The organism is Mesorhizobium sp. M0185 (assembly GCF_040322175.1).
In the GTDB taxonomy this organism is placed as follows: Bacteria; Pseudomonadota; Alphaproteobacteria; order Rhizobiales; family Rhizobiaceae; genus Mesorhizobium.
The window spans coordinates 1-21,937 of sequence record NZ_JAMYSY010000062.1; the positions used below are offsets into that span (position 1 = coordinate 1).

A 21,937-nucleotide genomic window follows, 5' to 3' on the forward strand; every position below is an offset into this window, starting at 1 on the left:
CCGGTGGAAGAGACGCCCGCAGCATGCGTGAGTGTTGCAAAGCCAACGTCGTGCCGACGCCAGGCTTGGAGCGTGCGCCAGTCGAACCTCTGCCCGTCGCTGGCGCCCTCTGACCGCTGTCGGGACGAACTTTCTCCGATCCGGCTTGGCGTTCGTCGGTGCCCGCCCACGCAACTGCTCAGTGATCAGGGACGAGTGTTCTCGGGCATTCCGCTCGCGACCTCGTTTCGAACGTTTGAATACGCCCATTCGAGCTTGATCTCGCCGAGCGCGGCGCTAGCCCTTCCGATCTTGGCTATTGCCAATGCGTATTTGACCAGGCCTGCGCAGACGAACGCTTCAACTCTCAAAGTCACGACGCCGCAATGTTAGCATCACTCGTCGTAGCAATTTCTGAAATGCTCAGCTCGACGATCACCTGCTACAGTCAGCCTTGTTCGTCGCCCAGCGTTCACGAAGGGGACGCGCTAGCGAATCCCCATCACCCAGTTCACGATCACTACGTTCCCACCCGCTCACCGCTTGGCGCTGTCGCTGTCCGCTTCGGCCCGCGCGAGGAACTGCTCGGTCGTGGAGGCAAGATGGGTTTTCAGCCAATCCGCCATCGCGACTTCCTCTCGCAGATTCTCTTCGCAAGCCCGAAGGACCTCGGTTTCGCCGAGTGATCGAGCAGCGGCGATAAGGATCGTGTAGGAGGCGATTTCCATGTGCTCGAACGTGTAGCTCGCCAGCGATCCTTTCATCACCTCGTCTCCGGCGAAGACGCCGCTCAGCGATTGCGCCATCGCCGTCAGCTTGCCGCCAGCGTCCTTCATCGTGGATGAACCCTCGTCCATCTGATCGAGACAGGTCTTCAGCCGGGCAGCCTGCTGCTTCGTTTCGTCGAGGTGCTGTCGGATTCGGTCGCTCAGTTCGGGATAATTCTCGATACGGCTCAACTGCCCGTTCAACATCGTTTCTGCCTGCTCTTCCATGGCATGAGCATCTCTAAGCCATTGGACAAACCATTCCCGGCTTTCTGACATTTCGAATCTCCTTTGCTACTTAAGGAAAAAGTTTCGGAAGAAGACATTGTTCCGGAGCAAAGCCCGCCGAACGGCCCTTGACAGTCCCAGAGGATCAGCGACGTAGCGGCCCTCAATTCACCTCGCGAAAATCCTGCAGCGATGCGTGGGAAAGGCCAAGATCGCGGAAGATCGGCGCAAGGAAAACGGGCCATGGACGCGAGACGCGCCGATCAATCACACGTGCTCGCCGCTGCGCGTTCCATTACAAAGCCCAACTGGCACTGGCCCGCTTCCTCGCCTCGACGAGGCGCTGATCGCGGCCGCTGGCGCTCCGCATTGAGCCTCGTGCCTCACCGCACCATCACGGTCGCAAGGAACGCGACGGCCTCTCCGCTCGTTGATTGCTTTTCGAATCGAGCCGCCGTCATGCCATCTACTTCGATCCGCAAGATGGAATATGATCTGGATAGAAGGACCCTCTCGGTGTGGTTTGTCGCCAGCGGCAAGCGGTACGAGTTTGAGGGGGTACCGCCGGAAACCTTTGCCGCGTTCCGGGCCGCGTTCGCCAAGGGCCGCTATTTCAACGACCACATCCGCAACAATTTCCGCTACCGTCTGGTTGCGAGCGATAGCGACCCGGGATGACCTGACCTGCCGGCGGCTCAATCGTCCTGTCGCTCCAACCGGCGGTTGGTGGACGCGTTGCCGCTGTGGCGCTTAGGGTTGGTTACGGTCCGCGCTCACTTGGCAAGCCCACCCATCAAACACGCTGGGAAGTCACAAGGAGTATATGCACATGGCAACTGGAACCGTGAAGTGGTTCAACAGCACTAAAGGGTTTGGGTTTATCCAACCCGACGATGGCGGTCAGGACGTTTTTGTTCACATCTCCGCCGTCGAGCGCGCTGGTTTGTCGAACCTCGTTGAGGGCCAAAAGATCAACTACGACATCGAGCAGGACCGACGTACCGGCAAGTCTTCTGCTGGCAATCTCCGCAAAGCAGGTTGATTTCTCTCGCGCGCCGTGGCGAAAGCCGCAGGAGCGCGGCAAGTCACGAATGTACTGACCCCGCCGTGTAAAAAAGTGCGCGAGCTTGGTGTGATGGAGAGACCTGGGCAGCAGATTGCTGCAACGCATCAGAAACGATCGTGTGAACCAGCTTGTCGGGCAACGGAAGCCGGGAAGTCCCCTGCGTTTTTCGCGTTTGCGTCCTCCAGCGTAGGAGTTGGCGACGTGGGGTAGCCCCGCCGAGCACTTTAGCTTGTTGCATCCCACAGCAATGTCATTGAAGATAGCCTGAGTTGGCCCACATGGACATCGCATCGGATTTCTCCTTCCATTCGTCCGGCGCGTTCCGCTTTGGAGGTTTAAGCTGCCTTCACACTTGGCCGGGCTCAACAGTCCGGCCTTTTGCTTTTTCTCGGTAGGCTGCGGTACATGGTTATGATGCGCATTCGCACTGAACCGCTCGACAAGCATTAGGACCAGTCAGGATCATCAAATGGCAAATCCTCCACGCCGACCCACAAATCCGATGTCGGCCGCTGAAGCCGCCTTCAAGCCGATCAAAAAGCCGGCGGCGCCGGTTCGCGAACCGTCGGCTGCTCCAAATATCAGAGAGCTTGTTTCGATCAGGATCGATAGGGCGGTGCTGGACCACTTCCAGGAAGATGGACCGGGCTGGCAGGATCGGATCAACGACACCTTGCGGCGCGCTATCTCCAAAGAACCGACCAATGCCGATGACAAACGATCAGACGACTACTGATCGACACGGCGCTGATAGCGGCGACGCAGATGGAGTTGAACGGAAGCATAAGCGTAACCGATTGCGCACCATTTGGACAACCGACAACGCGCATCCTGGAATTTTTTCATCGAGCCGCGGCCGAACCCCTCTATGCTCCGGGCGGAGACCCGAATGGCATTTCGATTCGTACACACGGCCGACATTCACCTCGACTCGCCGCTACGTTCGCTGGCGCTGCGAAACCCTGATCTTGCCGAACTTGTGGGAGACGCCAGTCGCCAGGCATTTGTCTCGATAATAGACCTCTGCCTTGCGGAACGTGTCGATGCGCTCGTCATTGCCGGCGATCTTTATGATGGCGACCAGACGTCGATGAAAACCGCCCGTTTCCTGGCGTCGCAAATGACACGCCTCCACCAGGCCGGCATCAGGGTTTTCAAGATCCGCGGAAACCACGACGCCTTATCGCGTATATCGAAACAGCTCGTTTTTCCGGACACGGTCACGATCTTCGGCGGCCGCCCCCAGTCGGTGCTGCAAACGGCCGGCGGGCTTGACGTCGCATTCCATGGATTGAGCTTCGCGAACCCAAAGGCCCCGGAAAGCCTGCTGCCCAAGTATCCGGCGGCCCGGGAAGGGGCGGTCAACGTGGGCATCATGCACACCAGCCTCGCTGGATCGCCCGGTCACGATGTCTATGCCCCTTGCAGCATCGCTGACCTGCACGGCCATGGTTTTGACTATTGGGCGCTTGGGCACATCCACGTGCGCCAAGTCCATCCTGGAGCAAGCACCGTTGTGATGCCGGGAATGCCGCAGGGCAGGGACATCAACGAGGCCGGAGAAAAATCCGTCACTCTGGTCACGATACGAGATGACCGGTCCGTCGAGATCGAGGAAAAACTGACCAGTATCGCGCAGTTCGAGCGGGCGAGCGTCGATCTGACCGGGACGGTCGAATGGTCTGAGGTCGTCGGCCGTGTCCGGTCCGCGCTCGAAGATATCCGGGGTTCCGTCAGATCCCGCCACGCTGTGGTCCGTGTCGGACTGGCCGGGGCGTCGCCGTTGTCATGGGCGCTGATCCGCGACAGGGACCTGCTGCTGGCCGAAGCCGAGCAGGCGGCGGAGCAGACGGGCGACACATGGGTCGAAAAGCTTGAGCTTGACCTCGCTCCGCACAGCGCGGAAACAGCCGATGACGTCGCCGATCCGATTTTCGAACTCGCGCAATCCATGCGTGCCGATGTCAAGTCAGAGGCCCTCCGCGCCGAGGCGAGGCGCTTGTCCAAAAGGTGATTGCCGATCTGCCGCCGGACGTGCGCGACTTCGCCGGAGGGGACGAAGCTGGGCTGGAACTGTTCATCGACAAGGTGCTTGCCACCGGTGCCGACCTGGTCACGGCCCGCCTCAAGGCAGGTGGAGCGCAATGAGGCTCCGGCGCCTTGATCTTATTCGTTATGGAAAGTTCACCGACGGGACGGTCGAATTCGGCCCAAGGCCGGAGTCCGGTCCCGACTTCCACATTGTGTTCGGGCTGAACGAAGCCGGCAAGTCGACCGCACTTTCCGGTTATCTGGACCTGCTGTTCGGTATCGAGGAACGCAGCCGCTACAATTTCCTGCACGAGTACAGCGCAATGCGTATCGGCGGGGTGCTCGAACTCGCCGGCACTGAGCACACATTCACGCGCACGAAGCAGCGCACGAACTCGCTGCTGAACGCAATGGAGCAACCGGTGAGCGAAGTGGCGATAGCGGCCCATCTCGCGGGTCTGTCGCGTGACGCATACGAGACCATGTTCTCGCTGGACGACGAGACGCTGGAAGCAGGCGGAAAATCAATCCTGGAGTCGCGTGGCGACCTGGGCAAGCTCCTGTTCACGGCCAGCGCCGGTCTTGGGCATGCGAGCGACACGTTGAGCGCGCTAGAGACCGAAGCGGACGGACTCTATCGCAAGCAGGCTCACGGAACCGAACTTGCGCTGCTCAAGAAGCGCCTTGCGGAACTCAAGTCACGCAGGGACGCGATCGACACCTTGGCATCGACTTTTGAGAGCCTTGAGGCCGAACGTCTTGACGCGGCGGAAAAATACGACCGCAGTATTGCTGAACGATCATTGCTGTCGGCTCGGCTTGACACCATTGCTAGGTATCTTCGCGCTATCCCGATCCTCGCCGACATCCGACGCAAAGCGGCCCAGCTTGCCGAGCTGCCTGACATGCTTCACCGTTGCGGACCTGGACAGGCACCGTCACCGGACTGATCGATGACGACGCCAGCCTGAGAACGCGGCTGTCAGGGAACATCGACGACGCCGAGCGCGTGACAATGAAAATCGACTCGGTCGATGTGGACGAGGCGTTCCTGGCAATGTCCGAGCGGGTTCGGGCGCTCGCGGACCGCAAAGTGCGCCATGTCTCCGCAGGCCTGGACCTGCCAAGCCGCAGGACCGAGCTGCAGATACTCGACAGCGCCGTGGCGACTTGCCTTGTCGCCCTTGGAAGATCGTCCGAGGCAAATCCGGCTGCGCTGCTTTTGCCTGCTGCCACAGTCGGCGCTGTTCGCGCCATGCTCGAAGAGCGATCGGGAATCGCCACCGGCGTACGCGTTGCCCGCAACGAATGCGCGGCGGCGCTCGATGCACTTCAGGCGGCACGCGAGCGGGTTGGGCAAGAGAGGGGGGTGCCCGAACCTGCCAGGGCAAGGCTGGCCTCGGCCTTGTCGAAAGCGCGAGCCAGCGGGCACCTAAAAGATCTCAAGATGGCCCGCGAGGCGGAGGACGCGAGCACGGTTCGATGGGAGGCGGCAATCGCTCGACTGCATCCCTGGTCCGGAGACGCCGGGGCACTGGCCAGGGTGCCCGTCCCGAGTGTCAGGCAAGTTGGTGCATGGAAGGTTCGGGCAGCTGGGTTGGGAAAGGGCAGGGCTGTCCTTTGCGATCGTCTCGCCGAACACCAGGAGAGTCACGACCTGCTCTCAGCTCGCCTGGATGCGCTTCGTGCCTCGGTCGATGTACCCGATGATGAGACGGCCTCCGCCATTCGCCGCGCCCGAGACGAGGCGTGGGCCAGGCATCGGGGCGAACTTACTGGCCAAACTGCTGACGATTTCGAGGCGCTATTGGCGCGTGACGACAGTGTTGGAGCGGTTCGGCTGGCCAACGCGCGAGAGCTCGCCGAGATCCGGACAACGCTCCGCACCCTCACCGAAACAACAGCCGCCATCACACGTATCCGCGACCAGCTTGCACGGATCGACCTGGACGATCAGGCTGTACTCTCCGAACTTCGCGCGGTGGCCAGCGAACTGCTGGCAGAGTGCCTGGAATTCTCGCCCGAGCGTCTGATCGAAACGATCGAGGATCGTACCTCTGCCCGCATTGATGCGCTCGCGGCCTGGGAGGAGGTCGAGCTGGCACGCAAGAAGGCCCGCCGCGCGCTCGACGAGGGAGAGCAGATCCAGCTGGAGTTGATCGGGGCGTTGGCGAGGGTCGGCCTAGACTCGGAACCCGGCGACAGCCTGGAGACTGTCATGGCCGTGGCAGAACTGTTCCTCGACAGGCAGCTCAAGGTCGATGCGGAGCGTGCCGAGGCGCTTAAGACCGTGAGCGCGAAAGAGGAGGATCTGGCCGCCAGACGACGGGCTTTGGACGTGGCAGAAAGGCGCGAGGAGGAATGGTTGGCCGGCATTACCGAAGCGCTTGCCGGCACCTGGCTTGAAAGCGGCATTTCAGCGCCCGGCGTCGGCAACGTGCTCGATCAATTGGCTGAGCTGTCGAAAAGCATTCAGGAGCGGGATGCCATGCAGCTCCGCATCGAGAAGATGGAGGCAGACCGAGACAATTTCATTGTCGAGGTCACCGCTGCCGCAGCTGAAGCGGGTGAGCCGGCGAACGACGACGAACCAGAGCAGTTGGCGATCCGGCTTGCTGAGCGCTTGGAGCGCGCCGATCGCGCCAGAGAGATGAAGGCAAACCTCATCAATGACCTGCAGCGCCTGCAGGACGCTCGTGACAGTCTCAATCTCGAGACAACGGCGCATGAGCGACGCAAAAGTGAGGTCCTGACCGCCTTTGGCGTCACCACCTTGTCGGAAGTCGTGGAACGCGACGAGTTGCTACGGGAAAGGGATCGCCTGCGCGCTGCCGTTGCCGAGCTTGAGGAGCAGCTGTCGGCAGAGCTCGCGGTGGAAGGGTTCGACCAGGCGCGTTCGATGCTGGATTCTATCGAGGTCGATAGTCTCCTGGTCGAGAAGGCTGAAAGTGAGCAACGGCTTCGGGATCTCGATGAAGCGATACAACAGCAGCTTATTCGCCAGACCCGGGCAATCGACAAGCTGGACGCGATTGGCGGCGACAGCGCGGTTGCGCGGATAGATGCCGAGCGCCGCACCGTCTTGCTGGAAATCGAAGAAAAGGCAGTCCGATACTTCGAGCTAAAACTAGGAGTTATGGCCGCCGGGAACGCTCTGCGCGTGTACCGCGAGCGCCATCGCTCCGGGATGATGAAGCGGGCATCTGACGCTTTCGCACTCATCACGCGCGGTCAGTATTCGGGGCTTGCGACCCAGCCTGTGAAGGGCGGAGAAGTCCTCATCGCATTGCAGCGCGACGGGCAGTCCAAAGTCGCAGACGCGCTCTCAAAGGGTGCGCGTTTTCAGCTCTACCTGGCCCTGCGGCTTGCCGGATACTACGAGTTCGCCCAGTTTCGACCCTCCGTGCCATTCATCGCCGACGACATCATGGAGACCTTCGACCATTTCCGGTCCGAGGAAGTTTTCAGGTTGTTTGGTGAGATGGCAAGCGCTGGCCAGGTGATTTATCTGACGCATCACCAGCACCTGTGCGAAATTGCGAAGGCTGTTGTTCCCGGCGTTACATTTCACGAGCTTGCGTAGTTGGCTGGTGCCGCGTGGGATGAGTTGAGGCCCAGCTGCAAACTAAAAGTAAACGGCCGGGCCGTCAGAAGGACGCGAATTGATCGGCGAGGCCGCCTCGGCGTCGGGAACGCGTTCCCATCTTCCGCGGACAAGCGAAGCCTCAACCTGCTCATGCCCATGTTCTGCGACCCGAGCCTTGGCGGCCCCGGCGCCGAAAAGAGTTGAAAATGAGCGATGCCGCGCAGGCGCGGGATTTGAAATCATTTCAGGCCTCCTTCTGGAGTTCTTTTTCCTGACGAAATGGTTGGCAATAATGGATCTTATTGGCGCTCGCCGGCTCAAACGAGGCACGCGGGGGCAGGGCCTGACGGGTGTCGGTAGGCCTCGGCTGCTCCGGCTGGAACAGTCGGAAGCCGACGGCTAGACGGTCCCAGAGATTGGTGGTGCCGGTAAGAAAGGTCAGCTCGGCGAGCTCTTCGTCACTAAACTGATTTCGGACCTGCTCGTGAGCGCCATCGGATACATGCGTCCCGGCCACTAGGGTCAAGGCCTCGGTCCAGGCGAGGGCGGCGCGTTCGCGCTCGCTGTACAGCGTGTCTGCCCTGCGCCAGGCATCGAGCAGATAGAGCCGCTCTTCCGTCTCGCCGAGCGCGCGAGCGTCTCTTGTGTGGATATGAAGGCAGTAGGCGCAGCCATTGATCTGGGATGGCAGCGGTCAGCGGGGAAATCATCGCGCCAAGCACGCCCATGGCCACTGTGGGCAGCCCCATTCCGATGGCCCCCTTGACGACCCCGGCGGCGAAAAAGGTCGCGGTTGCCGCGAGGACGAGCAGTGGTGAATGGTCCATGGCCTTTGGCGTAAGGCATTCAGCGCCGAGCACAATGCGGATGATCCGCCGTCAGGCTTCGGCTGGTCCGAAGGCTGACTATGAGATATTCTCAATCGCGTGCGCTTCGATTTAACAGACCTTCGCCTGTTCCTGGCCGTCGTGGACGCGGCGAGCATCACCCACGGGGCTGCGGATATGGGGCTTTCGCTGTCGGCAGCTAGCGAGCGCCTGCGCGACATGGAGGCTGCCGGTAAGGTCAAGCTGCTCGAGCGCGGCCGCCGCGGAGTGCGGCCGACGCCTGCCGGCGAAGCGCTGGCGCATCACGCCCGCCTCATCCAGCGCCATTTGGCGCAGATGCACGGCGAGCTTGGCGAATATGCGCGCGGGCTGCGAGCGACCAACGAAACGAATTTGCTGGCACATGTTCGCGCGCGGCGCCACGACTTCACTAAACTGACAGGCTCGCCACCCGGGCGGAAACAGCGCGTTTCAGCAAATCGTGAATTGACCTGCATCCATGGAAGCCGGTTGGCGGCACGGCGAGGTGATGCGGTCGCTCCGTCGCCTGATCGCAGCCGACAACATGACGCAAAAGGAAAATGCCAAGGTCGAAGCGCAACTCGCCATCGCGCGCGCGATGATGCGTGCGGGCCGGCCTTGACGATCGCCAGACCGGCGCCAGACGGCGGCGCACTGGCGCTCGGCGGCGGCATCGTGGTGAATTTGAGACGCTGATTCAGCTGCTCCCCGCAAGCTGATTTGGGATCGAGACAACTTTACCGGCTCGCGAAACGGACCCTCCATATGCTGCCTCTAGGTTTGTCCCAGCTAAATGAAGGGGGCTTCCATGCGAGTGACCGAACGATTTTGGCGTACAGAACGCGGCAACCTCGCCGTGGTGTTTGCGTTGGTCTTGCCAGTCGTGCTTTTGGGCATCGGAGTGGCGATAGACTTTGCGCGCGTGAGCCGAACTGCCCAACAGTTGCAGGAGGGAGCCGACTCCACGGCCCTTCAGTTGGCCGTGGCAAGCGCGAACAGCAGCGATATGACGTCGGAGCAGCGTCAGGAGAACGTTGATACTTTCGCTAGCCCCACCTTTGTGGCCACGCGAACTCCCTATAGTGGTGACGCCCACCAGACGGTTGGATCAACCAATCCCACAATCGTGACGGTTGTATTGCATCAACCGCAGGAATTGGCCTTCTCGGCAATCCTTGGCGTCGATAAACTTGATATTAGCCGAAGCGCAACCGCGATTGCCTATCCGCGATACCCAGTCTGTCTTCTCGTGTTAGATCGGTCCGCCTCGAACGCATGGTCGAATTCGGGGTCTTCATCGATAAATGGCCAGAAATGCGTTGCGCAGGTGAATTCAAGATCGGGGTCTGCACTAGCCACGAATGGCGCATCGTCCATCAGGACATTGGTGACGTCAGTCGTCGGCCCCTCCGGGCCGTCTGCCGGCTTCAACCCTCAACCGCTTTTCGATCAGAAGGAGCTGGCAGATCCCATTATCTCCCGACTGGTCTGGCCAACAGACAATGTCTGCACCTACAATAACCTGGTGATCAAAAACGCCACCGCAAATCTCGTTCCCGGCACTTTTTGTGGAGGGCTCATTCTATCGGTCGGAGCGGTGGTCAATCTTGCCGCGGGAACGTATGTTATCAGGACGGGAGGGCTTTCGCTCTCCTCCGGCGCGGTTCTCGATGCAGCTGACGGTACCACCATCGTTCTACTCGACGATCAGGCCACCACCACAATGCAGGCCGGCGCCAAGCTACGCCTGACGGCGCCGACCAGCGGCCCGTGGATGGGGATCGCGCTAGCTCAAAAACCCCAAGGCGTGGAGAGAACCTCCACGCTCATTGGCGGTGGCGATACAGATCTAGGCGGTATAGTCTATCTGCCGTCACAAAAGCTTTTTCTTACAGGTGGCGGTGCATTGTCGACCGACAGTAAGCCTCGCATCTTTGTGGTCAACCGGATCGAGATGAACGGCAATGGCTCAATTTATCTTGCTGGCGCAAGTGACTTATTGACAACGAATTCTGCAACGAGACTCATGAAATGAACTTGGCTGTAGCCAGCGCAGTGTTGTGAGACAGACTGCATTTGAGGTTCTCTTGCTTCCGTGTTGGACTGAGAGCCGATATCGAAGGCACGCTTGGCCTCGTCGTGACAACGAATTAAATCAATCAGGGGATTGTATCGGTTACTTGATTGACCCGCAGCGAAGCGGCTCGTCATTATTTTCCGGGACGCTCCGGATCGTCGCCGAAGCCAAGCAGCGACGCATGGCGTATATACTTATGTTCGCCACGAAGGTGCTTGATCCGCAGCTTCACGCCTGGCCCAACCCACTGCGTCGCCGGTCGCTTCTTGATGCCGCCCGGAGGCGGGCCGGCATGTTCCTTGACCCGCTTCCACAGCCGTTCCTTCATGTCGCGGCCTAGACTGATGAACGCCGAACCGACATACTTCCCGGTGCCTGGCTCGGCCAGTAAGGCGAATGCCGCCTTGCCCGGCTCACGCTCGACGCCCAGCAGTTCGTATTCCTGGACCGTGAAGCTCTTCGTCTTCAGCCAGTTCGATGTCGGGCCGCTTCGATACGGGCTGTCGGCGCGCTTGGAAACAATTCCTTCAAGCCCAGCCTGGTCAGCCAGATAGAAGATCGCCTTGGGGTCGCCTGGTAGAGCCTCGCTGAACCGGATACTGCTGTTCGGCTTGATGATGCTGAAGAGGATCTCGCGGGAGTGCCGAGAAGCGGGCACCAGCGTCCCGTCAATGAGGCAAGAAGGGCCTTGATCTCTTCGCGCGTCGGTATGTCGACGCTGATCTTGAGCTTGCCTTTCTGTCGCTTTTCCGCCTAGCGCTCCTTGCCTTTGCGCCGCGCGCCGCGGAGACCGTGACCGGATCGCGTGTAGCCAGGCCGCGTTCCTGTGCGTCTGAGCAAAGCGCCCCAAGCGAGCCGAGAGCCTTCCGGGCCATCGCGTGCAATCGGCCTTCGTTGCTTCGTTGCGCAGCTTGTCCGCGAACTCGCGCGCCGCCGGCACCGTGATGTGGGAAAGCAGCGTAGTTCCGATGAACGGTTCAATGTGAAGTTTCAGGTGCCGTTTCCACTGGTCAATCGATGAACGCTCGAGGCCTTCATTTTTCGCCAGTCGCAATCCAGAACGCTGCGACACCCAGCTTCGCACGACATCATGGGAACGATATCGGCCCCCCTGTATTAGAGATCCATGGACACTATGGAACCCCAGGGCCATGGGATAGCGGCGGATATTTTGACATCGGAAGTTGCCAATGCCAGGCAGCGCATCCACCGGACCGAGCTCGCGCTTCAACGCACTGAAGAAATGCTGGCCGAGAATCTCGCGCTGTGCAGCAGGCTACGAACTGCGGTCGAGGCCGCAGACCGCTTGGTGAAGAACGATCCCCGCAGCTTTGAAATACGTGGGGCGGGTTGATCTGGGCCGGCGTTTCGTTCGTCGCGACCTTCAGGCCACCGGCGCCACCACTCTCGCTCCAGAACTGTGCCCGCCAGATCGACGTCTGAGCTGCACGCTCGCGAACAGCCGGAACCAACGGCGACCACAAGCGGTTTGCAAATCGAAGGGACCGGAATAATGGAACTTTTGGATATGGAACTGGCGAGAGCCCGACAGCGGCTTAACCGGGCCGAACGCTCTCTCGAACGTGCAAATGACATGCTGGATGAAGGCTGCGGTCTCGGCATCAATCTCGCGTTGTGCAGCAGGATCCGGGCTGCGCAACGACGCGTGGCCGAGGCGAGATCGCGGTTGGCGAAGATCGATCCTAGCAGCATGGACGCCGGCTGGAGAAACACCGGCGTTCGGCAAAGTACGCGAGCGCCAATGGATCGTGAAGGTCATCCAGTAACCTGACGACCGAGAGGACAGCCCACCGTTTCGAAAGGTACGGCGGGAAGGTCGCGACCGGAGAAGCGCAAGTGGGGAATCGAAGCCGACGATTAATGGGCTGAATGCCGCGACTGTTGCCGCTGCTATAGCCGCCCGGGTTGAATGGGCTTCGGAGCTCACCGACCTTCCCAGTCGGTTCCGGGCACGCCGAGCCTGCTCAGCATCCGCGACGGCAAGTCCGGCTACGACGTGACAACGGCTGCGACCGCGTTCGCTACGTTCAACGTGCTGAGCTATCGCCGCACGCCCGATGAGGTGCTTGGTCGCTTCGACCGGCTTTGCGCCGATGCTTCTTCTGCCTGCCTGGTGGAGCTGAAACGGCGGCATCCCCTGCACGGCACCATCGCGGTCGATCTCGCCGAAACAATTCCCCTATATCGCTACGAGGCAGTGTTGGACCGTCTCGATGGGGAAGCACGATCAAGGCTTGGCACCGTCAGCGCGTCACTTGCCGCCGGCGATCTCCCGCTGCGCGAGCAGTGCCGGCTGGTCACCGAGGAGACATGGCGTTTGAGCCGCTTGCCGGGACCGGCAATGCGTCACCGGCTTCGGCTCGATACCTTATCTGCCGACGAATCTTTAGGACAGGCCCGGCAGCGGCGAGGTTGCGCGCGATTGCCTCGGACATCGCAGCCGGCGCAAGCGCCCGCTATGGCTCGGCGATCGGCTGTGCGGATTACTTCGCCGGCATCTCGGATATGAGCTTCTTTGGCGAGGCTACCGAATCCGGTCTCAACGTCGTCGCCCGCAACACCCCGATGTGGCGCGACGGCATTCGCTGGCCGAAGTCAGGCGGGCTGGCCAACATTCCACCATCAATATCGGCCCGTAGGGACGAGACTACCACCCCCGCTCGAGCGGCTTCACATCGGCTATGCTTTCGATGTCTTGCCCGCAAGTCGTGAGCGATGTTTGTGCCGCCTTCTCGCGAAGCAGGGGTAGCGCGCGGAAGGCGTACCTCGATACCTCGCCAGGAGCAAATCTGCAAGTCCGAGGTTGGATGCCAGATCAATCCCGAGGCATGCGGTCGCCGGCGAAGAGATCCTCAAGAACAGCTTCGCCAGCGCACCACAAAACCGGCGGCAGCGCTATGACGAAGTTTTGGGAGGCTCGTCCGTCTCCGACAAACGATCGCGAATAGCTTCCTCGGTTTTGCTTGCCGTCTTCTTTACCACTTCGCCGACGCGGTCGACTAGCGTCTCGTCGCCGCTGGCGCCCTGGCGGTCAGCCTCTTCCTTTACGGTCTCATAGGCTTCGGCGGCGACCTGCTTGGCTTGCTCCATGCCCTTCTCGAGGACGACCTCGGCACTCTCACGGAGCTGGTCGCTGTAGCGGCCAAGTTGCTCGTCTTCCGTGGCGGTGTGAGGCAGCATCACACCGATGGCGGTGCCCACGGCGAGGCCGACAGCAGCCATTGCCAGAGGTTCGCGCTGGAACAAGTCCAGCGCAGACTCGCGCGCCTGTGCAGCCGCATCACTAACGCCTAAGGCGACTTGTCCGCCCGTGCTTCTCAACTTTTCTCTAGCCCCGCTCGCAAGGTCTGCAACAGCTTCGGTAGCACCGCCTGCTACCGAAGCCACCGAATCAGCGGCATCTGAGAGCATGGAGCCGCCTCCGGCAGCTTCGCTTTCGGCACCGTAGTGCTCGCTGCTCGACTCCTGCCAGCCCTCGCCGAGGCTCTGCCCGTCGGAGAAATTGCGGGAGCCCCCAGATGGCCTGCCGCTCCGATACGCGCCTGGCGCTGACCTGTCTAGCGAAGTGCCTTTGCCGAGCATCAGCCACGCCAGGCCGGCGCCCACCAATGTAAGGGGCAGGGGATTGTCCCTGACCTGAGCCTTGAGGTTGCTGAGCATGGCGGCCCCCTCACCGGTGAACATTCCGGTGAATTCGTCGATCAGCTGACCCGGTGTCATCTTGCTGCGGATCGAGTCTGCGGTGTCCGTTATCTTGGCTCGGGCAATGTCGGCATCGCGTTCGAGTTCGGCTGAGGATTTGTCGATCATCTTATCTGGTCCTTGATCACGCGTGCGTCGCGCTTGAGTTGGTCTTGCGTGCGGTCGGGCGTCAGCTCCGAGGGAGCCATGCTTGCCGTGCCGGTGCGCAAGAGTATGACGCCCAGTACTGCCACCACGACGCCGACGAGCAGCGAGGACCATCCGGCTCCGAGCCCGGCGCTCGCCAAAGCAATTACCAGCGCCTGCAAGAGCACAATCAGGGCGGCGAGCAGGCAAATGGCGCCGCCCAGGATCTCAACTGCCCCAGCGCCGGCCTTGCTCGCTTTTTCCGAAATTTCAGCCCGCAACAGCCTGCTTTCGGTTTGAAGCAGCGTCGTGACCTGCTGTGCGAGATCCCCCACAAGTGTTGTCAGGCTGCGACTGTCCTGGTTGTCTGTCATGGGTTTCGCTCCAGGCTTGCATTGGCCCAGTCGTCGCCGGACTGATCGGATCGTAGCGGCGTCGGCTCTAGTGCCTCTGCCGATCGAGAGTTCGAACCCGTTTCGGATGCTTGGCCTGTTCCCGGCTGGACCGGTGTCCCGGTCGAGACAGATGGTGGCGAGCTCTTGATGAACCGTCCCAGCGCCAGGCCCGCCAATACGGAACCGGCGATCAGCGCCCCCGAGTTGTCGCGGCCGAACGACCGGATCTCACCAAGCACCTCGTCGAACGGTTTATCCTTCAAGGACGACGAAAGCCGCTCGAGCCCCCCTGCGGCGTCGAGGGCGAATTTCGAAGCGGTCCGTTGATCGCTGTTGGCAAGATGCTCGCTTGCCGCGCGCAATGCGTCGCTGAAAGCCTTCAGATTGGCGCTCACGTCGCGCTGCGTTCCCTCCGCCTTGTCGAACAACGCTTCCTTTGCTTCCGAGGCGTAATCGGCGGCTTTCCTAGTGATTTCGTCGCGAGCATCGTGGAGCGCCTCTGTCGCGGTCTGCTTTTCCAGTTGTAGTCTTTCCGAAAGCTCGCTTTTGGCTGCCTCGAAATCGGCCGTCTGACGGCCCTGGTCGTCCTGGTCCTGCATGGTATCTCCTAGTGGAATCCGAGGAAGGAGAGGATCGCAAGCACGATGACGACAAGGCCGATGAGATAAATGACACTGTTCATGGCGCAATCTCCTCCACTGCCCACCGAACTTGCCTGCGCTTTCTGTGTTCCGTTCGAACAGCACTTTTTTGGTAAGCGCCGCCTAACTAGCCTGAACGGGTGCCTTATGCCCAAGGCAGTGAGCGTTAGAATGATATCAGCGACCGGACTCCGGTGCGACTTACAGGTAGACGGGCATTTCTTTCGCAACAGCAAAGCCGGCGCGCGGTAGAGATCTGCGGACAGAGAACGTCATCACCATACCGATATGCGGCTAGCGAAAGGGCCGAAATCTGGATGTTGCATCACACCCGTGAAATCAGAGATGTTTCGGCTACGATTAAAGATGCGGGCGAGCGGACTGCCGCTAGGGCGCAGCTCGAGGAACTGGTTGTGCCGCGGTCGCAATGTCGAAATCATAGCGGCCTATCGTATTCCGTGGAGTGCATCTTTTCGCCGACCTCGCGGAAGGACTTCCAAGCCATGTTCAGGTCTCCCGGCTTTGACCGCGCCATGTGGAAGCGCACCGCCGTCGAGCGCTGCCGCATTCTCAAGAGAATGCCGACGCCGCGGAATCTGTCGGCATAGCGATGGCCGGCGAAGCCTGCCAGCGGTCCAGATGGCGAGAGCAGTATGGGCTCACACCATATCTCTAAGAACCGCGTCGAATTTCGTGAGGCCTACGCTCGGAGGCGTTTGGGTAAAAAGTCCCTGTTCGATTGCGGCCGCCTTGAAGGCATCGATCGCAGCTTGTTGGTTGCAATGACCAGCCAAGCATTCCTTGATCATTCGGACGGCTTCGAGCCGCCGCGGCTTGGCCACGTATGGCCATGGTTGTTCAAGGGCTTTCGCAGCATCAGATATCGATGCAACCACCATCGGCTTGCAATTCAGGTAAATTGTAATGGGAATGAACGCTGGCATTTTCTCGCTCGCCAGATTGAACGCGGCTAAACGCGAAGAAAGGGCGGAGGTTGCATGAGCGCGCATCTTCGGGGTCGGCAACGTGGTACGTGAGGGCGACATGAACTATGCCCTCTCCATAGTGTGCGGGCTCCGGCCGAAGGACCAGGTCGAAGCAACTCTCGGTGTTCAGATGGCCGCAATCCACATGGCCACGATGAATGCGGCTATGTGCATGGGAGAAGCCAAAACGTGGGAGTTGAGGGAAGCTCACGAGCGGGCATTGAACCGCCTTTCCCGTACGTATGTGGCCCAGGTCGAGGCCCTGAAGCGTTATCGCAGCAAGGGAGAGCAGCGCGTGATTGTCGAGCGCGTGAACGTTGAAAAGGGCGGCCAGGCCATCGTCGGCAACGTCGCTCATTGGGGCGGGGTAGGCGAAGAAAATGATCGATAACCCCATGAACCTCGCACCGCGTTGCAAAGCTCGCAGCAAGCGCAGCGGGGTTGGCTGCAAAGCTCCGGCAAAGCGGGGTCATCGCGTTTGCCGGTTTCATGGCGCGGGTGGTGGCGCGCCCAGAGGAAAGGCCCATGGCCGTTTTCGCCACGGCCAGTTCACTTGCGAGGCCGTCTAGCAGCGCAGAGAAATTGCCGCGTTGGTCGCCGAGGCGCGGCGAACAGCGGCCGCGGGGGTATGAATGGAGTGGTTCGCCAATCACCCAGCAACGCCCGTGCCCCGTCGTCTGAAAAAGACGAGCGACAGGCCTCGTTACAGCCCTACGACTTGAAGCTGTTCCGCACGGTTGCCGGCTGGTCGCAAAACGCGCTCGCTTTCAGCATACGGCCCTCCTGACATCTGGCGTGTGCTGCGGAGCGGTGACCCAACGACGGTGTGCTCAATCCGGCGCCGGCAATGGCGCCTTAATGTCGGTCCGGTAGGTCCACTCCTGCTTCATCTCGACAATATCGGCAAGCCCAATGCTGGTGCAGATCATCTTTCGGCTCAGGTATTGCGGAACCTGTATCCAACCAATGCAGCGATACTGCTGTTTGCGATTGGGCATGGAAAAAGTTTTCGTATAGGCGATTACCACGGTGTTGACGCCATCAACCAATTCTTCGCGCAGCCTATGGCAGTTCGAATGACACACCTCGTCTGGACGCCGGAGCGATAGGGCGCATCCGCTCGCTTGGACACGATCCCCTCCAGGCCCATCCTGCAGGCGTGAGCGAACATGTCGCTGCGGCTTACCTTGAGGTGCTCGGCATAGGTCAATCTCGGCGCTGTATCGCTCAGCAGCTTCTCCAGCGCGGCCTTGCGCTCAATCAGCGGCTGCTGGCGAAGGTCGCGCCCGCTAAGGTGCAGAAGATCGAATGCATAGAAGATAAGCCTGGGCGAGTTCGGGTTGCCCAATTCCCGCTCCAAGGCTTGATAGTCCGGCAGACCCGTGTCGCCGAGGACAACGGCTTCGCCGTCGATGATCGCAGACCTTATCGGCAGGTTCGCCGCGGCTTGGACAATGCTCTTGTGGCGATGCGACCAGTCATAGCCGCGACGCGTGAAGGCTCATGCTCTTCCCCCCTCGACGATGAGTTGGGTCCGGTAGCCATCGTACTTTATTTCGTGAAGCCATTCGCCGTCTTCGGGAGCTTTGGCCACCAGGGTGGGTGATTGAAACTCGATGAAGGAAGGCCGGTCCTTTGCGCTACTCATGAATCTGCGACTCCAGAAATCGACTCAAGCCGCAGGACGAGCCTCGGTTCCGGCCATTTTAGGAAAGTTGCATAAAAGCTGGCTCGGCCGTCAGATCCTAGATGGACCACACGGTCCTTTGGTGAAAATTCAGTTCGTGATCTTCGCGTCGACTCCGAAGACGCGATCGCCAACGATGTGTGGCGGACCAGCTGCGTCGGTCGCAACCTCCAACCTGTCATGCACTCGGGTCCCAAGGCGGAGCACAGCAAGCTGATCGCAGCAGAAGCCGAGGGGCGATGACCCTGGCTCAACGCCGTTCGGTGTTTTCGCTTCCGGTCAGTTGGCTCGCGCCGCCTAGGTTGTTATCGCATGACCGTCGACGGAGATTGCGGCAAGGGTTCGCTCCATGCTCTCAGCACGTATTACAAGAACACTAAGCGAATGACGTCGGCCACCCAGCCGACCGTTGAACTTATGGGAGAGCTCTTTTTGCACTCCGGCCGAGTCCGAGTCTGCAAAGAGCCTGTGACCGTACTGCAGAGGCCTAGGCGAGCAACTGTCGCCTCCGATGTCGCGGAGCAAAGGGGGCTCCCAGCCGAAAAAATGCCAGAAACTCGCAGCCGCAATCCTCGCCTCCCGCAGCTGCTCCTCCCGATATCAGTGGCGGAATTGGATTGGCGGTAGCCTGGAGGTGTGACAGACGTTGCAGACACTCGGTCCCTGATGTAATTTAGCATTCGATCAAGTGAGGAATATGCCCGCCGTCGAGACGGCTTTTCTCTCTTTCCGTCTCGGCGGATTGCCTGCTCTGTGACGGACCTTGCTAGCACATGCCGTGTTCTTGTGGGCGAGGCAATAGCGTTCAAGGGAATTGCCATGCTCCGACTTTGCGGAATCATCGCAGCCTTCCTCTTCGCGAGCTTCACGACCTTTGACGCTTGCGCCGACCGAAGAGTCGCCTTTGTCATCGGCAACTCGGAGTACCGACAATTCCCCGCACTCAAGAACCCGGCCAAGGATGCCGAGGACGTGTCAAAAACCTTTCGACTGGCAGGGTTCGAGGTCTTCGTCGCAAGCGATCTGACGAAGCTGCAATTCGAGGAGCAGTTCCGCAACTATCTTGCCGCCGCAGACGGCGCAGAACTGGCCGTCATCTACTACTCCGGCCACGGTTTTCAGATCGGCGGCGAAAATTTTCTGATCCCGGTCGATGCCTCCTTGAAGCAGGCGGCGGACATCGAAGTCCAGGCCATTAAGCTCAACGATGTGCTGGAACAGTTACGCTCGAAATCAAAGATTCAGGTGATCATACTCGATGCCTGCCGCAACAATCCGTTCCCACGCAAGAATTACTGGCTGAGAGACCAGCTCATCACTGCCGGCAATACCGGGCTCGCACAGGTGAGAAGCTCGCTGAACACCTTGATTGCCTTTGCGACCGAACCCGGGGCGGCGGCTTATGACGGCGCCGGCGAACTCAGCCCGTTTTCGGCGGCGTTTTCCCGTCGCGCGCTGGCCCCGAACCAGGAGATCCGCACCGTGATGGCGGCGGTGCGCCGCGATGTGGTCGAGGCCACAAACGGCCTCCAGGTTCCCTGGGAGAACTCATCTCTGATCGACGAAGTCGTCCTGATGCGCCGCAGCAATCGACCATCGCTGCCGCCCGTGCTGGAGAAGGTGGTGCTGTCAGGAGTCGGACCCGTCGACTTGGGCTTGCCTGAACCGGTCGATGTCGATGGTGGCACGATTACCCTGAGCATCGAAAGACCGCCCGCCCTGGGGCGTTTGATGCTGGACGGCAAGGCTGTTGAGTTGGGCGTGCCGATCCAGGGCAAGGATCTGCCGCGCCTGCAGATGGATGTTCCCAAGGGAGTCGCCCCGCAGGAAGAGGTCGACATGCTGGCCTATGCGACGCATGACAACTGGGGCGGCCAGACCCAAGGCATCGTCGTGTTTCGGGTGAAGAGCGGTGAAGGCGCGCAAGGCGAACAGATCATGGCTTCGCTCGAGGCCGAGCAGAAGCAGCAGGTGCTGGAGCGTGGCATTCATATAACCGGTGCGGCCGAAGCGATCGAGAACCGCGACATCGACGTTCCCGTGGGCGTGGGTCCAGTTGCGCTGAATCTGGATTTCCCGACCGATGATCCCGCCGTCAGCCTTAAAGTATCGAGTTATCCGGCAACGGGAACGCTCTCGCTGCCCGATCGAACCCTGTCGCCGCAGTCGAGCCTGATGGCCGGAGAGGTCGACCGGCTGCGCTATGAACCGCAGATCGGCGCGGAAGCCAAGGTCGAGGTCGGCTTCGAAATCCGGGCGGACAGCAGCTCATCAAAGCCCGCCACGATGAAACTGTCGCCGACGATCGATCCGTGCGACACGGCTGCCGGCGAACCTCTCGATCTGCAAGGCGTCAGCCCCGGCCTGCTGCCGAATGAAATTGGCGCTAGCGCGGTTGAGCTTTGCGAGGCCGCGGTAAAGGCTTATCCGGAAGTCCCGCGCTTCCGCTATGAACTGGGGCGGGCGCTGCTTGCGGCAGGCAAGGTCGAAGAAGCCAAGACAGCCGTCGAGGAGGCGGCCAGGAAGGGACATGTACGCGCCGTGTTCGAACTCGGCTACATGTATGCGACCGGAGCCGGCGTGGCCCTGGATCGCACCCAGGCCAATGCCCTCTACGCGGCGGCCGCCGACAAAGGCGATCCCTACGGAATGACGTCGTGGGGTCGCGCCTTGTTCAATGGCTATGGCGTCAAGCCCGACACCGGCAAGGGTTTGGACCTGCTGCTCAAGGCGGCAGCGATGGGGCACACCTATGCCATGAACGATCTGGCCGCGATCTTCACTGAGGGCCGCAACGGCGTAACCGCTGACCCGGCCCGCGCTGTTGCCTTCCTGCAAGCCGGTGTCCAGCGGCAGGACATGTATTCCATGAACCTGCTCGGGCGCAATTACTTGTCCGGGCAGGGCGTGGACAAGGACCCCAAAACGGCGTTAGCGCTATTTCAGAAGGCAATCGATCTCGGTCAGCCGTATGCGCCCGGCAGCCTCGCACGCATGTATCGGGATGGTGTCGGTATGGGACGGAGCCTCGCAGAAGCGCAAAGACTCTTCGAAATTGGGATCGCTCGGGGTGATCCGTCCGCAGCTTACGATCGCGCGGCCCTCGAAATGCAAAAGGGCGACAAGGCCGATCAGGCCCTTGCCGTGCGCTTCCTTGCGCTTGCCGCCGCACTTGACGTGCGCAAGGAACTGCCGGATGCCCAGAGGACGCTGGCAAAGTTCGGACCGAAGCCAAAAACAGCGGCGTTGAAGCAACTGCGACATGAACTGAAATCGAAGCTTCCCGGGTCCGGTTCACAAGACACTCAACTGGTTAACGCGGCCAGACGAGTCTGGGAAGAAGCCAATCCGCGTCGGGACTTGTTCTGACCAAGGAGGAGACAATGGCGAGCAGAGTATTGAAACACGCAATACTTGGAACAGCGTTATCCGGCTTCTTGGCGGGCCTCATGGGCTGCACTTCCCTGGTTCCGAGAGTTGAACCGACGCCGCTGGTCGAAACGCCCCAGCCGAAGATTCTCCGCCGGGTGCCTCCGCCGAAGGTCGTCAAGCCTGTTCGCAAACAAAAAACCGCGAAGAAAGTGATTATACCGGTTGAGGACGAGCCTGTTCCTGCGCCTGTCATTCCTTCTGGTGGCGGTGGCGGCGGCGGTGGAAGCGGGGGAGGCGGCTGGGGTTGATCAGGTCAGACTGAAGAAGGATTGCATGAGCTTGGCGTCCGATGGCGCTTTCTGATCCTACCAGACTTGCCAGTCGTCATCGACATCCCGCCGAACACGACAAAAGACAGCAGGGAG

At 60.6% G+C, this 21,937-nt stretch carries 19 protein-coding genes and 4 pseudogenes; 12 read left to right on the forward strand and 11 right to left on the reverse strand.

The annotated features are described in order from the left end of the window. Window positions 1–515: 515 nt before the first annotated feature. Window positions 516–1,025, reverse strand: a complete 510-nt coding sequence (locus NKJ20_RS30085) for a ferritin-like domain-containing protein (protein ID WP_352483325.1) — start codon at window positions 1,023–1,025, stop codon at window positions 516–518. A gap of 192 nt (window positions 1,026–1,217) precedes the next feature. Here NKJ20_RS30085 and NKJ20_RS30090 point away from each other — a divergent pair, with 192 nt between their 5' ends. From NKJ20_RS30090 to NKJ20_RS30115, 6 genes and pseudogenes are all read left to right on the forward strand, one after another. After that, window positions 1,218–1,652, forward strand: a complete 435-nt coding sequence (locus NKJ20_RS30090) for a KTSC domain-containing protein (protein WP_352749021.1) — start codon at window positions 1,218–1,220, stop codon at window positions 1,650–1,652. 151 nt (window positions 1,653–1,803) lie between these two features. Then, a complete protein-coding gene (locus tag NKJ20_RS30095) occupies window positions 1,804–2,016 on the forward strand; it encodes a cold-shock protein (RefSeq protein ID WP_031194806.1) in 213 nt (70 codons plus the stop codon). Window positions 2,017–2,509: 493 nt separating this feature from the next. Next, a complete protein-coding gene (locus NKJ20_RS30100) occupies window positions 2,510–2,776 on the forward strand; it encodes a BrnA antitoxin family protein (protein WP_352749024.1) in 267 nt (88 codons plus the stop codon). Window positions 2,777–2,929: 153 nt separating this feature from the next. Further along, a pseudogene (locus NKJ20_RS30105) lies at window positions 2,930–4,188 on the forward strand (metallophosphoesterase family protein). Then, window positions 4,185–5,021 (forward strand): ATP-binding protein, encoded by an 837-nt coding sequence (locus NKJ20_RS30110; protein ID WP_352749027.1) that lies wholly within the window; start codon window positions 4,185–4,187, stop codon window positions 5,019–5,021. Before NKJ20_RS30105 ends, NKJ20_RS30110 begins: the two are co-directional and overlap by 4 nt. Further along, the gene (locus NKJ20_RS30115) at window positions 4,988–7,654 is read left to right on the forward strand and encodes an ATP-binding protein (RefSeq protein WP_352749029.1); all 2,667 of its coding nucleotides are present in this window, start codon (window positions 4,988–4,990) and stop codon (window positions 7,652–7,654) included. The genes NKJ20_RS30110 and NKJ20_RS30115 overlap by 34 nt, the downstream gene beginning before the upstream one ends. A gap of 247 nt (window positions 7,655–7,901) precedes the next feature. Here the strand turns inward: NKJ20_RS30115 and NKJ20_RS34240 are convergent, their stop codons facing one another. After that, window positions 7,902–8,183, reverse strand: coding sequence for a hypothetical protein (locus NKJ20_RS34240; protein WP_502902841.1), 282 nt, complete (start codon window positions 8,181–8,183; stop codon window positions 7,902–7,904). A gap of 60 nt (window positions 8,184–8,243) precedes the next feature. Then, window positions 8,244–8,348: pseudogene (locus NKJ20_RS34245) on the reverse strand (carboxymuconolactone decarboxylase family protein); the annotation flags it as partial. A 235-nt stretch (window positions 8,349–8,583) separates the two neighbouring features. Between NKJ20_RS34245 and NKJ20_RS30130 the strand changes: the two are divergent. Together NKJ20_RS30130 and NKJ20_RS30135 are read left to right on the forward strand one after the other, a co-directional pair. Next, a pseudogene (locus NKJ20_RS30130) lies at window positions 8,584–8,865 on the forward strand (LysR family transcriptional regulator); the annotation flags it as partial. A gap of 448 nt (window positions 8,866–9,313) precedes the next feature. Then, on the forward strand, window positions 9,314–10,540 hold the full coding sequence (locus NKJ20_RS30135; protein ID WP_352749031.1) for a TadE/TadG family type IV pilus assembly protein: 1,227 nt from the start codon (window positions 9,314–9,316) through the stop codon (window positions 10,538–10,540). A gap of 175 nt (window positions 10,541–10,715) precedes the next feature. On the opposite strand, the gene NKJ20_RS30140 is transcribed toward NKJ20_RS30135, so the two are convergent. After that, complete coding sequence (locus NKJ20_RS30140; protein ID WP_352749033.1) at window positions 10,716–11,654, reverse strand: hypothetical protein; 939 nt, start codon at window positions 11,652–11,654, stop codon at window positions 10,716–10,718. Between the two features lie 54 nt (window positions 11,655–11,708). On the opposite strand from NKJ20_RS30140, the gene NKJ20_RS30145 reads away from it, so the two are divergent. Continuing rightward, entirely contained in the window at window positions 11,709–11,936 is a 228-nt protein-coding gene (locus tag NKJ20_RS30145; RefSeq protein WP_352450291.1) for a hypothetical protein, read from the forward strand. A gap of 30 nt (window positions 11,937–11,966) precedes the next feature. On the opposite strand, the gene NKJ20_RS30150 is transcribed toward NKJ20_RS30145, so the two are convergent. Next, window positions 11,967–12,362 carry a hypothetical protein gene (locus tag NKJ20_RS30150; RefSeq protein WP_352749035.1) on the reverse strand — a complete coding sequence of 132 codons (396 nt, stop codon included), beginning with the start codon at window positions 12,360–12,362 and terminating at the stop codon, window positions 11,967–11,969. 237 nt (window positions 12,363–12,599) lie between these two features. Between NKJ20_RS30150 and NKJ20_RS30155 the strand changes: the two genes are divergently transcribed. After that, window positions 12,600–13,112, forward strand: coding sequence for a hypothetical protein (locus NKJ20_RS30155; RefSeq protein WP_352749038.1), 513 nt, complete (start codon window positions 12,600–12,602; stop codon window positions 13,110–13,112). 386 nt (window positions 13,113–13,498) lie between these two features. On the opposite strand, the gene NKJ20_RS30160 is transcribed toward NKJ20_RS30155, so the two are convergent. From NKJ20_RS30160 to NKJ20_RS30175, 4 genes are all read right to left on the reverse strand, one after another. Further along, on the reverse strand, window positions 13,499–14,413 hold the full coding sequence (locus tag NKJ20_RS30160; protein ID WP_352749039.1) for a hypothetical protein: 915 nt from the start codon (window positions 14,411–14,413) through the stop codon (window positions 13,499–13,501). Continuing rightward, window positions 14,410–14,805, reverse strand: coding sequence for a phage holin family protein (locus tag NKJ20_RS30165; RefSeq protein ID WP_352749042.1), 396 nt, complete (start codon window positions 14,803–14,805; stop codon window positions 14,410–14,412). The genes NKJ20_RS30160 and NKJ20_RS30165 overlap by 4 nt, the downstream gene beginning before the upstream one ends. Then, window positions 14,802–15,425, reverse strand: a complete 624-nt coding sequence (locus NKJ20_RS30170; protein WP_352749044.1) for a hypothetical protein — start codon at window positions 15,423–15,425, stop codon at window positions 14,802–14,804. Before NKJ20_RS30170 ends, NKJ20_RS30165 begins: the two co-directional genes overlap by 4 nt. Before the next feature lie 701 nt (window positions 15,426–16,126). Further along, a complete protein-coding gene (locus tag NKJ20_RS30175) occupies window positions 16,127–16,513 on the reverse strand; it encodes a DUF982 domain-containing protein (protein WP_352749046.1) in 387 nt (128 codons plus the stop codon). Between NKJ20_RS30175 and NKJ20_RS30180 the strand changes: the two genes are divergently transcribed. Further along, on the forward strand, window positions 16,512–16,844 hold the full coding sequence (locus NKJ20_RS30180) for a hypothetical protein (protein ID WP_352749048.1): 333 nt from the start codon (window positions 16,512–16,514) through the stop codon (window positions 16,842–16,844). The two genes, NKJ20_RS30175 and NKJ20_RS30180, sit on opposite strands and share 2 nt — an antisense overlap. 439 nt (window positions 16,845–17,283) lie before the next feature. On the opposite strand, the gene NKJ20_RS30185 is transcribed toward NKJ20_RS30180, so the two are convergent. Beyond that, on the reverse strand, window positions 17,284–17,481 hold the full coding sequence (locus tag NKJ20_RS30185; protein ID WP_352749050.1) for a hypothetical protein: 198 nt from the start codon (window positions 17,479–17,481) through the stop codon (window positions 17,284–17,286). After that, window positions 17,475–17,939, reverse strand: a pseudogene (locus NKJ20_RS30190) (ATP-dependent DNA ligase); the annotation flags it as partial. The gene NKJ20_RS30185 and the pseudogene NKJ20_RS30190, both read right to left, overlap by 7 nt. A 1,020-nt stretch (window positions 17,940–18,959) precedes the next feature. On the opposite strand from NKJ20_RS30190, the gene NKJ20_RS30195 reads away from it, so the two are divergent. Then, window positions 18,960–21,509 carry a caspase family protein gene (locus NKJ20_RS30195; RefSeq protein WP_352749052.1) on the forward strand — a complete coding sequence of 850 codons (2,550 nt, stop codon included), beginning with the start codon at window positions 18,960–18,962 and terminating at the stop codon, window positions 21,507–21,509. The last annotated feature ends 428 nt before the right edge of the window (window positions 21,510–21,937 follow it).